Here is an 11,082-nt window from a genome sequence, read left to right as displayed (position 1 = left end):
CACCGCCCGGCGTCCCGCGCTGCCCGGCCGCCCCACCATCCGGCGCCCTGCGCTGCCCGGCCGCCCCACCATCCGGCGTCCAGCGCTCCCCGGCCGCCCCACCAGCCGGCACCCTGCGCTACCCGGCCACCCCACCATCCGGTGCCCTCCGCTCCCCGGCCACCCGACCGTCCGGCGTCCCCCGCTGCCCTGCCACCCGGCCATGCGGCACTCCGCGCTGCCCGGCCACCCGGCTATGCGGCACTCCGCGCTGCCCTGCCACCCGGCCATGCGGCACTCGGCTCTGTCCGGCCGCCCCACGATCCGGCACCCCCCGCCGAGACCGTGGGCCCCACCAGAAAGAGCGAGGCGCACTACGGCGAGGGCGCAGCGGCCCCCGCATAGAAGTTGATCTTGTGGTCGAGTACGGCCAGGGTGTCCTGGAGTTCGGCCATGCGGTGCAGGACATCGCGACGGGTCGATTCGAGGAGGTCCCGGCGCTCGCCGAAGGTGTGCTCGCCGAGACGCACGAGTTCGGCGTAGCGGACCATGTCGGCGACCGGCATCCCGGTGAGCCGGAGCTTGTTGACGAAGGCGAGCCAGTCCAGGTCGCCGTTGCTGTAGCGGCGCTGGCCGGTGTGCGAGCGGTCGACGTCGGGCATCAGGCCGATCCGCTCATACCAGCGCAGGGTGTGCGCCGTGAGCCCGGTGGAGGCCGAGACCTCGCTGATGGTGTAGCGGTCCTGGCCGTCGGGACGTGGATGCGCTTCGGGGGCCGACTTGCAGGCGTCGACCCCGGCCTGGGTGGGTGCGGGCGTGGTCTCCATCACCGTCATGGGCCCCACGCTAGAACCTTGGAGTGCACTCCAGGCAAGCAGATCGGGGAGAAATCCGCAGGACGGCCGGGGCGGGCCCTCGCTACGGTCTGGATCATGACGCCTGCCCGCCGTGCGGTCCCCGCGGATGCCGAGGAACTGGTTCGCCTGCGCAAGATCATGCTGGACTCGATGAGACCCAGCGACGACGTGGCCTGGCAGGGGCCGGCGCTGGAGGTGTTGCGGGTCCAGTTGGCGCGGGAGGAAGCCGAGTTGACGGCGTTCGTGGTGGACGCTCCGGGGGGTTCGGGCCGGCTCGCCGCGTGTGCGGCCGGGGTGGTGCAGCGCGGCCTGGGCGGTCCGGGCAACCCCTCCGGTGTCTCCGCGCACGTCTTCAATGTGTGCACCGATCCCGATCACCGGCGGCGGGGCTACTCACGCGCCTGCGTGGAGGCGTTGCTGGCCTCGTACGAGGAGCGCGCGGTGCGCCGGGTGGAGCTGCTGGCGACGGCGGACGGTGAGCCGTTGTACGCCTCCCTCGGTTTCGCCCGCACCTCGGCGCCCGCGATGAGGCTGACAAGGTGAGCAAGACAGTCGGGGCCGCCCCTCCCGGCTCAGGCCCCCTCAGGCTCGGGCCCTCCCACACCCAGACCCCCCTAAGCCCACCCCCTCCCGAGCCCACACCCTCCCAAACCCAACCCCCCGAGCCCACTCGCTCCCAACCCCACCCCCTCCGCAGCTCGGCCCCTCCCCACCCCAACCCCTCCCAAGCCCGCCCCCACCCAAGCCCGCCCCCTCCCGGAAAGGAATTAGGCTCGGAGGCATGCAGAGCCTCGCGTTGATCGAGAACTGGCCGGTCCCGACCGCCGCCGCAGCCGTCGTCCGTGCGGACGGTTCCGTACTGGGGACGTACGGGCCCACGACCCACCGTTTCCCGTTGGCCTCGGTCACCAAGCCGTTGGCGGCCTACGCGGCGCTGGTCGCGTACGAGGAAGGGGCGATCGAGCTCGACGAGCCGGCCGGGCCGGAGGGGTCGACGGTGCGGCACCTGCTGGCGCACACCAGCGGGCTGGCGTTCGACGAGCACAAGGTGACATCGGAGCCGGGAACGCGGCGGCTGTACTCGAACGCGGGTTTCGAGGTGCTCGGGGACCATCTGGCGAAGGCGACGGACATCCCGTTCGCGGAGTACGCGCGGCAGGCCGTGTGCGAGCCGCTGGGGATGACGTCGACCACGCTCGACGGTTCGCCCGCCAAGGACGGGGTGTCGACGGTGGACGACCTGGTGCGGTTCGCCGCGGAGGTGCAGGCGCCGCGGTTGCTGGACCCGCGCACCGTGGCCGAGGCGATGACGGTGCAGTACCCGGGGACGAAGGGGGTGCTGCCGGGGTACGGACATCAGAATCCGAACGACTGGGGGCTCGGCTTCGAGATCCGGGACCACAAGTCGCCGCACTGGACGGGGAGTTCGTCGTCGCCGCGGACGTTCGGGCACTTCGGGCAGTCGGGGACGTTCCTGTGGGTGGACCCGGACGCCGGGGCGGCCTGTGTGGCGCTGACGGACCGGGCGTTCGGGCCGTGGGCGGCCGAGGTGTGGCCGCGGTTCACCGACGCGGTGCGCGCCGAGCTCTGACGGATCCGGCGGCGCGGGACGGCGTCAGTTCATCTCCCAGACCAGCAGCTGGGCGTCCGTCGCGGCCAGCAGCTCCGGGCCGCTCTCGCCGGTGAGGCGGGCGGCGTCGCCCGGGGCCAGTGCGCTGTCGCCGAGGCGCACGTCGCCCCGGACCACGTGCAGGTAGACGTGCGGCGCGGCGGGCAGTGCGGCGCGCTCCCCCGCGGTCAGGCGCCGCACGTGCAGCAGCGCGCCGGCCTCGGGCACGTCGTACGGGGTGGAGTCGGCGATGCCGTGCACCACCTCGTAGGCGGGCTCGCCGCCCGGGTCGCGAGGGGCCAGCCACATCTGGAGGAAGGTCAGGGGCTCGGTGCCGTCGTTGCGTTCCACGTGGCGGACGCCGCCGCCGGCGCTGAGCCGCTGGACGTCGCCGGGGCGCACGATCGAGACGTGGCCGGCGGTGTCCCGGTGGGTGAGTTCGCCGGTGACGACCCAGGTGACGATCTCGGTGTGACTGTGCGGGTGTTCGTCGAAGCCTGCGCCGGGAGCCAGGTGTTCCTCGTTGCAGGCGAGGATCGCGCCGAAGCGCAGATTGTCCGGGTCGTAGTGCGGGCCGAAGGAGAACGCGTGGAAGGAGGTGATCCCGGCCCCGGGCTCGCCTCCTGGGTAGCGGTCGCCGGAGCGACGTACATCAATCACGTACTCCACGGTAGCCGCCCTTTCCCGGCCACGGACCCGCTCGGGGCGGACCCTCCACTCCGCCGGGCCGTTCCGATAAGGCAGTCTTGTCCCCGTGCCCCCATCGGAAGCAGCGCAGCCCTCAGCGAACGACCCCGCGAACCGCCGCCCGGACGCCCACGCGGTCCCGCATCCGCACTCGGCGACCCTGAAGCGCCTGGAGAAGTCGTCCGGGGCGCTGGCCGCGCAGGCCATCACGCGCATGGACGAGACGCTGTCCTGGTACCGGGCCATGCCGCCGGAGAACCGGTCGTGGATCGGGCTCGTGGCGCAGGCCGGTATCGCCGCGTTCACCGAGTGGTTCCGGCACCCCGACGCCCCGCAGGCGATCTCGACGGATGTGTTCGGGACCGCGCCGCGGGAGCTGACGCGGGCCATCACGCTGCGGCAGACCGTGGAGATGGTGCGCACCACGATCGAGGTCATGGAGTCGGCCATCGACGAGGTGGCCGCGCCCGGCGACGAGAGCGTGCTGCGCGAGGCGCTGCTCGTGTACGCGCGGGAGATCGCCTTCGCGACCGCCCAGGTGTACGCGCAGGCCGCGGAGGCGCGCGGCGCCTGGGACGCACGCCTCGAATCACTCGTCGTGAACGCCGTGCTGTCCGGGGAGGCCGACGAGGGCGCCGTCAGCCGCGCCGCGGCCCTCGGCTGGAACTCCCCGGAGCACGTCTGCGTCGTGCTCGGTACGGCCCCCGACGGGGACAGCGAGCTGACCGTCGAGGCGATCCGGCGGGCCTCGCGGCACGCCAAGCTCCAGGTCCTCACCGGGGTGCTCGGGGACCGGCTCGTCGTCATCGCGGGCGGCAGCGACAATCCGCTGGCGGTGGCGAAGTCGCTGATCGGGCCGTTCGCGGCCGGTGCCGTGGTCGCCGGGCCCGTCGTTCCCGACCTGCTCGCCGCCACCCGGTCCGCGCAGGCCGCGGCCGCCGGGCTCAAGGCGTGCGGGGCCTGGCAGGACGCGCCGCGCCCGGTGCTGGCGGACGATCTGCTGCCCGAGCGCGCCATCGCGGGCGACCCGTCCGCCCGCGAGCAGTTGGTGGAGGAGATCTACAGACCGCTGGAGGAGGCGGGCTCGGCGCTCCTGGAGACCCTCAGCGTCTATCTCGAACAGGCGAGCAGCCTGGAGGGCGCGGCGCGGATGCTCTTCGTCCACCCGAACACCGTCCGCTACCGGCTCCGACGTGTGACCGACGTCACCGGGTGGTCGCCGTCGGACGTCCGCTCGGCCTTCACCCTGCGGATCGCCCTCATCCTGGGGCGTCTGGCCGATGGGGATCCCCAGTCGTAGGCTTTTGTCGGGGGCCTACAATTCCGTCTTCGGTTCTTCGTCCCTGTCCCCACGGGCGGCCCGCACCGTCCACAAGAGAGAGTGTGAGAGTGCTCGTACTCGTCGCTCCCGGCCAAGGCGCTCAGACGCCCGGCTTCCTGACTCCCTGGCTCGACCTCCCCGGCGCCGCCGACCGCGTCGCCGCGTGGTCCGACGCCATCGGACTCGACCTGGCCCACTACGGCACCCAGGCCGACGCTGACGCGATCCGCGACACCGCCGTGGCGCAGCCGCTGCTCGTCGCGGCCGGCCTCCTGTCCGCCTCCGCGCTCGGCGACGTCGCGCCGGACGCGGTGGCGGGGCACAGCGTCGGTGAGTTCACCGCGGCCGCGTTCGCCGGTGTCCTCGACGACACCGCGGCGCTGCGCCTGGTGCGCACCCGCGGCCTCGCCATGGCCGACGCCGCCGCGATCACCCGCACCGGCATGTCGGCGCTGCTCGGCGGCGACCCCGCGGTCACCGTCCCGCATCTGGAGAAGCTGGGCCTGACCCCGGCGAACATGAACGGCGCGGGCCAGATCGTGGCCGCCGGCACCCTGGAGGAGCTGGCCGCGCTGAACGACGACAAGCCCGAGGGTGTGCGCCGTGTGGTGCCGCTGAAGGTGGCCGGGGCGTTCCACACCCGGCACATGGCACCGGCCGTGGCGACGCTGGCGGAGGCCGCCGAGGCGCTGTCCCCGGCCGACCCCTCGGTGACGTACGTCTCGAACAAGGACGGGCGGACCGTGGCCACCGGCGCCGAGGTGGTCTCCCGCCTGGTCGGCCAGGTCGCGAACCCGGTCCGCTGGGACCTGTGCATGGAGACGTTCCAGGCCCTGGGTGTCACCACGCTGATCGAGGTGTGCCCCGGCGGCACCCTCACCGGGATCGCCAAGCGTGCGCTGCCGGGTGTGCGGACGCTGGCCCTGAAGACCCCCGACGACCTCGACGCGGCCCGCGCCCTGATCGCCACGCATCATTCTGCTGCTCCCGCAGCGGGCACCGAAGCAACGGCCTGAGAAGGAGACCCGAGCAGCATGTCGAAGATCAAGCCCAGTCAGGGCGCCCCGTACGCGCGTATCCTCGGGGTCGGTGGCTACCGGCCGACGCGGGTCGTGCCGAACGAGGTGATCCTCGAGAAGATCGACTCCTCCGACGAGTGGATCCGCTCGCGCTCCGGCATCTCCACCCGCCACTGGGCCGGCGACGACGAGACCGTGGCGATGATGTCCATCGAGGCGTCCGGCAAGGCCATCGCCGACGCGGGCATCGCTCCGGAGCAGATCGGCGCCGTGGTGGTGTCGACGGTCTCGCACTTCGCGCAGACCCCGGCCATCGCCACCGAGATCGCGGACAAGCTCGGTACGCAGAAGGCCGCGGCGTTCGACATCTCCGCGGGCTGCGCCGGCTTCGGCTACGGCCTGACCCTCGCCAAGGGCATGGTCGTCGAGGGCAGTGCCGCGTACGTGCTGGTCATCGGCGTGGAGCGGCTGTCCGACCTGACCGACCTGGAGGACCGCGCGACGGCCTTCCTGTTCGGTGACGGCGCCGGTGCCGTGATCGTCGGCCCGTCGCAGGAGCCCGCGATCGGCCCGACCGTGTGGGGTTCCGAGGGCGACAAGGCCGGCACCATCAAGCAGACGATCCCGTGGGACCGGTTCCGCGTGGGTGACGTCGCACAGCTGCCCCTGGACTCCGCGGGCAACGTCAAGTTCCCTGCGATCACGCAGGAGGGCCAGGCGGTGTTCCGCTGGGCCGTGTTCGAGATGGCGAAGGTCGCCCAGCAGGCGCTGGACGCGGCCGGGATCACCTCGGACGACCTGGATGTCTTCATTCCCCACCAGGCCAACGAGCGGATCATCGACTCGATGGTGAAGACTCTCAAACTGCCGGAGCACGTCACGGTCGCCCGGGACGTACGCACCACCGGCAACACCTCGGCCGCCTCGATCCCGCTCGCGATGGAGCGGCTCCTGGCGACCGGCGAGGCGAAGAGCGGCGACACCGCGCTCGTCATCGGCTTCGGGGCGGGTCTCGTTTACGCCGCCACGGTCGTTACCCTCCCCTAGGCATCACGTACGGATCACCCGATCCGTGCGGGTACCGCCATACCCTCTGGAAACACACCGAAGGAGCGCCAACATGGCCGCCACCGAGAAGGAGATCGTCGACGGTCTCGCGGAGATCGTGAACGAGATCGCCGGCATCCCCACCGAGGACGTCCAGCTGGACAAGTCCTTCACCGACGACCTGGACGTCGACTCGCTGTCCATGGTCGAGGTCGTCGTCGCCGCCGAGGAGCGCTTCGACGTCAAGATCCCCGACGACGACGTCAAGAACCTGAAGACCGTCGGCGACGCCACGAAGTACATCCTCGACCACCAGGCCTGAGCCACAAGCTCGACCTGACCGGTCAGTCGCTCCGCCACCCGGCGGTGGCGCCGCTGAATCCCTCGCATCCGTTGGAGAAAGAATTCCTGTGAGCCCGACCAATCGCACCGTGGTCGTCACCGGTATCGGCGCAACCACACCGCTGGGTGGCGACGCGACCTCCACCTGGGAGGGCCTGATCGCCGGACGTTCCGGCGTCAAGCCCCTCGACCAGGAGTGGGCCGCCGAGCAGGCGGTCCGTATCGCGGCGACGGCCGCCGTGGACCCGAGCGAGGTCATCCCTCGCCCGCAGGCCCGCAAGCTGGACCGTTCCGCGCAGTTCGCGCTGATCGCCGCCAAGGAGGCGTGGGCCGACGCCGGTTTCACCGCCAAGGCCGGCGAGGACGAGAGCATCGACCCCGACCGCCTCGGCGCCGTCATCGCGTCCGGTATCGGCGGCGTCACCACGCTGCTCGACCAGTACGACGTGCTGAAGGAGAAGGGCGTCCGCCGCGTCTCCCCGCACACCGTTCCGATGCTGATGCCGAACGGCCCGTCGGCCAACGTGGGCCTGCTCGTGGGCGCCCGGGCCGGTGTGCACACGCCGGTCTCCGCCTGCGCGTCGGGCGCCGAGGCCATCGGCTACGGCATCGAGATGATCCGCACGGGCCGCGCCGACGTCGTCGTCTGCGGTGGCACCGAGGCGGCCATCCACCCGCTGCCCATCGCCGCGTTCGGCAACATGATGGCGATGTCCAAGAACAACGACGACCCGCAGGGCGCCTCGCGCCCCTACGACGTCGCCCGGGACGGCTTCGTCCTCGGTGAGGGCGCCGGCGTCATCGTCCTGGAGTCCGCCGAGCACGCCGAGGCGCGCGGCGCCCGGGTCTACGCGGAAGCGGTCGGCCAGGGCATCTCCGCCGACGGCCACGACATCGTGCAGCCGGAGCCGGAGGGCCGCGGTATCGCGCACGCCCTCCAGAACCTGCTGGACAACACCGACCTGGACCCGGCCGAGATCGTGCACGTGAACGCGCACGCGACGTCGACGCCCGCCGGTGACGTGGCCGAGCTGAAGGCGCTGCGCAAGGTGTTCGGCGACGACGCCGACCACTTCGCGGTGTCCGCCACCAAGTCCATGACCGGGCATCTGCTCGGTGGTGCCGGTGGTGTCGAGTCCGTGGCGTCGGTGCTGGCGCTGTACAACCGGCTGGCGCCGCCGACCATCAACGTGGAGAACCTCGACCCCGAGGCCGAGGCGGCCGCCGACATCGTGCGCGGTGAGGCCCGGAAGCTGCCGGTCGACGGGCGGATCGCCGCGCTGAACGACTCGTTCGGGTTCGGTGGGCACAACGTGGTGCTGGCCTTCCGTTCCGTCTGACGCTCCGTCGCACCGCATACGCACACGGGCCCGCCCGGGGAAGAATCCCCGGGCGGGCCCGTGTGCGTATGCGGTGCGACGGCGGAGGGCCGCCGCGGTCGTGGGCTCAGACCACCTGGTGGAGCCAGCGGACCGGGGCGCCCTCGCCCGCGTGGCGGAAGGGTTCCAGCTCGTCGTCCCAGGGCTTGCCGAGGAGCCGGGCGAGTTCCGATTCCAGGTGGACCTCACCGGCCTGGGAGCGGGCCAGGGCGGCACGCAGCCGGTCCTCGGGGACCAGGATGTCGCCGTGGATGCCGGTGACGGCGTGGAAGATGCCGAGTTCGGGGGTGGCGCTGTAGCGCTCGCCCTCGGCGGCGGCGCAGGGCTCGGCCGTCACCTCGAAGCGCAGCAGCTGCCAGCCGCGCAGCGCGGACGCGAGCTTCGAGGCCGTGCCGGCCTCGCCGCGCCAGGAGAATTCCGATCTCCAGGTGCCCGGCGCCGCGGGCTGCCGGATCCAGTCGAGGCTGACGCGCGCGCCGAGTACGCCCGCGACCGCCCATTCGACGTGCGGGCACAGCGCGCGCGGCGCGGAGTGCACGTACAGAACTCCACGTGTCGTCACCGGGACCTCCAGTGTGGGTCGAGGTTCGCCTTCCCCAGCGGCCTCGCGCCCGTGCCGAGCCTTCATTCCCTCGTCGCCCGGACCGGATGGGTACAGACAAAAAGGGACACATCTGACGTGTTGTAATTTAGCGGAACCGGTACAGCGGAGTCCCACCGGGTCGACCGGGGACCCCGTGGCGAGGCTATCGCGCAGCGGTGCAAGGAGTGTGACGTACTGTCGGTCCGGGGGCACGTAAACGCCGACCTTTCACTCGGCGGGACGCACAGTCGGGCATGGAGGTGCCGCGGGATGCGAGAGCCAGGTCATCGGTCAACCGCCGTTCGGGCGGTGCTGACCACCGTGACGGCCGTCGTGCTCGGCGCCGCGGGGCTCACCGCGTGCGACGGGCCGGGGGCCGACTCCCCCGGTTCCCGGGGCTCGGTGTCCGCCTCGAAGGCGTCGCCGAAGCCCACTCCGACGTGGGACACCCGCCCGCGGTCGGTCGCCGCCGTGGGCGATTCGATCACCCGGGGCTTCGACGCGTGCGGGGTGCTGTCCGACTGCCCCGAGGTGTCGTGGGCGACGGGCACGGACAAGGACGTCGACAGCCTCTCCGTGCGGCTGCTGGGCCGGACCGGCGCGCAGAAGCACAGTTGGAACTACGCGCGCACCGGGGCGCGGATGGCGGATCTGCCGGGGCAGGTGGCGCGGGCCGCGCAGCGGCGCCCCGAGCTGCTGACCGTGATGGCCGGCGCCAATGACGCGTGCCGCGGCAGCGCGGACGCCATGACCCCGGTGGCGGCGTTCCGCTCCGACTTCACCGATGCCCTGCGGCAGTTGCGGCGCACGGTGCCCACGGCGCAGGTGTACGTGGTGAGCGTGCCGGATCTGAAGCGGCTCTGGTCGCAGGGGCGGCAGAACCCGCTGGGCAAGCAGGTGTGGAAGCTGGGCATCTGCTCGTCGATGCTGGCCGACCCCGACGCGATGGACGCGGCGGCGACCGCCCGGCGCGGCGCCGTGCAGCGGCGCGTCGAGGCGTACAACCGGGTGCTGAAGGACGTGTGCGCCGCCGACAAGCGGTGCCGCTACGACGGCGGCGCGGTCTTCGGCTACCGCTTCGGGCAGGGTCAGTTGAGCCAGTGGGACTGGTTCCACCCGAGTGTGAACGGGCAGGCCAGGCTCGCGGAGATCGCGTATCGCGGAGTGACCGCGGAGAAGCCCGCCGGCTGAGGCATCCGGGGCCGCCGGGGCGCGGGCCGGGCGTAGGGTCTCGATCATGCGCAGTGAACTCTTCGGCACCCTGGCCGACGGCAGCGACGACAGCGGCCCGATCGACGTCCACCGGTGGGTCCTGGAACGGGACGGGGTGCGGGTACGCGTCCTGACGTACGGGGGCGTCGTGCAGTCGGTGGAGGTGCCCGACCGGGCGGGCGGTATCGCCGACATCGTGCTCGGTTTCCCCGACCTGGCGGGGTATCTGGCCCACCCGGAGCCCTATCTGGGCGCGCTGGTCGGCCGGTACGCGAACCGGATCGCGGGCGGTCGCTTCCGCCTCGACGGGCGGGAGTACCGGCTGGCCGCGAACAACGGGCCGAACGCGCTGCACGGCGGCGAGCGCGGCTTCGACAAGCGGGTGTGGGTGGCCGAGCCCGCCGGGGAGCACGGGGTGCGGCTCAGCCGGGTGTCGCCGGACGGCGAGGAGGGCTTCCCGGGGCGCCTGGAGGTCTCGGTGACGTACGCGCTGGAGGCCGGCGGCGCGCTGCGGATCTCGTACGAGGCGGTCACCGACGCGGCGACGCCGGTGAACCTCACCAATCACACGTACTGGAACCTGGGCGGGGCCGGTGCGGGGAGCGCGGTGGCCGGGCACGAGGTGCGGATCGACGCCGGGCGGGTGAGCGTCGTCGACGACACCCTGATCCCGACCGGGGAGCTGCGGGCGGTCGACGGGACGCGGTTCGACCTGCGCAAGGCCCGCAGGGCGGGGCCCGGGTTCGACCACAACTACGTGCTCGACAAGGGGACCGGGGAGACGGCCGTGGAGGTCGCCGAGGTGTTCGACCCGGCGTCGGGGCGGGTGCTGAGTGTGGCGACGACCGAGCCGGGGGTGCAGTTCTACACGGCCGACCACTTCGACGGGTCGCTGCCGTTCGCGCCGGGCGACGGGATCGCGCTGGAGACGCAGCACTTTCCCGATTCGCCGAACCGGCCGGAGTTCCCGTCCACCGTGCTGCGGCCGGGCGAGGTGTACCGGTCGCAGACGGTGTACGGGTTCGGGGTGCGCTGAGGGTCGGCGGC

General features: G+C 72.3%; 12 protein-coding genes. 9 read left to right on the top strand and 3 right to left on the bottom strand.

Annotated features, from left to right (window positions below):
- Positions 1–353: 353 nt before the first annotated feature.
- The gene (locus tag ACIP5K_RS06780) at positions 354–815 is read right to left on the bottom strand and encodes a MerR family transcriptional regulator (RefSeq protein WP_401405798.1); all 462 of its coding nucleotides are present in this window, start codon (positions 813–815) and stop codon (positions 354–356) included.
- Between the two features lie 96 nt (positions 816–911).
- Here ACIP5K_RS06780 and ACIP5K_RS06775 point away from each other — a divergent pair, with 96 nt between their 5' ends.
- A complete protein-coding gene (locus ACIP5K_RS06775; RefSeq protein ID WP_401405795.1) occupies positions 912–1,379 on the top strand; it encodes a GNAT family N-acetyltransferase in 468 nt (155 codons plus the stop codon).
- 238 nt (positions 1,380–1,617) lie between these two features.
- Positions 1,618–2,427 carry a serine hydrolase domain-containing protein gene (locus ACIP5K_RS06770; protein ID WP_401405792.1) on the top strand — a complete coding sequence of 270 codons (810 nt, stop codon included), beginning with the start codon at positions 1,618–1,620 and terminating at the stop codon, positions 2,425–2,427.
- Between the two features lie 24 nt (positions 2,428–2,451).
- Here the strand turns inward: ACIP5K_RS06770 and ACIP5K_RS06765 are convergent, their stop codons facing one another.
- A complete protein-coding gene (locus ACIP5K_RS06765; protein ID WP_401407522.1) occupies positions 2,452–3,102 on the bottom strand; it encodes a pirin family protein in 651 nt (216 codons plus the stop codon).
- 97 nt (positions 3,103–3,199) lie between these two features.
- Between ACIP5K_RS06765 and fasR the strand changes: the two genes are divergently transcribed.
- The 5 genes from fasR (at position 3,200) to ACIP5K_RS06740 (ending at position 8,201) form a co-directional block, all read left to right on the top strand.
- The gene (fasR, locus tag ACIP5K_RS06760; RefSeq protein ID WP_401405789.1) at positions 3,200–4,432 is read left to right on the top strand and encodes a fatty acid biosynthesis transcriptional regulator FasR; all 1,233 of its coding nucleotides are present in this window, start codon (positions 3,200–3,202) and stop codon (positions 4,430–4,432) included.
- Positions 4,433–4,521: 89 nt separating this feature from the next.
- Positions 4,522–5,469, top strand: a complete 948-nt coding sequence (locus ACIP5K_RS06755; protein WP_401405786.1) for an ACP S-malonyltransferase — start codon at positions 4,522–4,524, stop codon at positions 5,467–5,469.
- A gap of 18 nt (positions 5,470–5,487) precedes the next feature.
- The gene (locus ACIP5K_RS06750) at positions 5,488–6,519 is read left to right on the top strand and encodes a ketoacyl-ACP synthase III (protein ID WP_401405783.1); all 1,032 of its coding nucleotides are present in this window, start codon (positions 5,488–5,490) and stop codon (positions 6,517–6,519) included.
- Between the two features lie 73 nt (positions 6,520–6,592).
- On the top strand, positions 6,593–6,841 hold the full coding sequence (locus ACIP5K_RS06745; RefSeq protein ID WP_111662126.1) for an acyl carrier protein: 249 nt from the start codon (positions 6,593–6,595) through the stop codon (positions 6,839–6,841).
- A gap of 88 nt (positions 6,842–6,929) precedes the next feature.
- A complete protein-coding gene (locus tag ACIP5K_RS06740) occupies positions 6,930–8,201 on the top strand; it encodes a beta-ketoacyl-[acyl-carrier-protein] synthase family protein (RefSeq protein ID WP_401405780.1) in 1,272 nt (423 codons plus the stop codon).
- Between the two features lie 106 nt (positions 8,202–8,307).
- Here ACIP5K_RS06740 and ACIP5K_RS06735 read toward each other — a convergent pair whose 3' ends face one another.
- The gene (locus ACIP5K_RS06735; RefSeq protein WP_401405777.1) at positions 8,308–8,802 is read right to left on the bottom strand and encodes a DUF3145 domain-containing protein; all 495 of its coding nucleotides are present in this window, start codon (positions 8,800–8,802) and stop codon (positions 8,308–8,310) included.
- Between the two features lie 291 nt (positions 8,803–9,093).
- Between ACIP5K_RS06735 and ACIP5K_RS06730 the strand changes: the two genes are divergently transcribed.
- Positions 9,094–10,014, top strand: coding sequence for an SGNH/GDSL hydrolase family protein (locus ACIP5K_RS06730; RefSeq protein WP_401405774.1), 921 nt, complete (start codon positions 9,094–9,096; stop codon positions 10,012–10,014).
- A gap of 46 nt (positions 10,015–10,060) precedes the next feature.
- Positions 10,061–11,071 carry an aldose epimerase family protein gene (locus ACIP5K_RS06725; RefSeq protein ID WP_401405771.1) on the top strand — a complete coding sequence of 337 codons (1,011 nt, stop codon included), beginning with the start codon at positions 10,061–10,063 and terminating at the stop codon, positions 11,069–11,071.
- Positions 11,072–11,082 lie beyond the last annotated feature (11 nt).

The organism is Streptomyces sp. NPDC088785 (assembly GCF_044750685.1).
Taxonomy (GTDB): Bacteria; Actinomycetota; Actinomycetes; order Streptomycetales; family Streptomycetaceae; genus Streptomyces.
Note: the sequence above shows the minus strand (reverse complement) of the source record. Positions and strands in the feature narration are given on the sequence as shown.

Bases quoted from the DNA above. Each gene is read 5' to 3' on its own strand.
- ACIP5K_RS06780 (WP_401405798.1), bottom strand. From the start codon at position 815: ATGACGGTGATGGAGACCACGCCCGCACCCACCCAGGCCGGGGTCGAC.
- ACIP5K_RS06775 (WP_401405795.1), top strand. From the start codon at position 912: ATGACGCCTGCCCGCCGTGCGGTCCCCGCGGATGCCGAGGAACTGGTT.
- ACIP5K_RS06770 (WP_401405792.1), top strand. From the start codon at position 1,618: ATGCAGAGCCTCGCGTTGATCGAGAACTGGCCGGTCCCGACCGCCGCC.
- ACIP5K_RS06750 (WP_401405783.1), top strand. From the start codon at position 5,488: ATGTCGAAGATCAAGCCCAGTCAGGGCGCCCCGTACGCGCGTATCCTC.
- ACIP5K_RS06745 (WP_111662126.1), top strand. From the start codon at position 6,593: ATGGCCGCCACCGAGAAGGAGATCGTCGACGGTCTCGCGGAGATCGTG.
- ACIP5K_RS06730 (WP_401405774.1), top strand. From the start codon at position 9,094: ATGCGAGAGCCAGGTCATCGGTCAACCGCCGTTCGGGCGGTGCTGACC.
- ACIP5K_RS06725 (WP_401405771.1), top strand. From the start codon at position 10,061: ATGCGCAGTGAACTCTTCGGCACCCTGGCCGACGGCAGCGACGACAGC.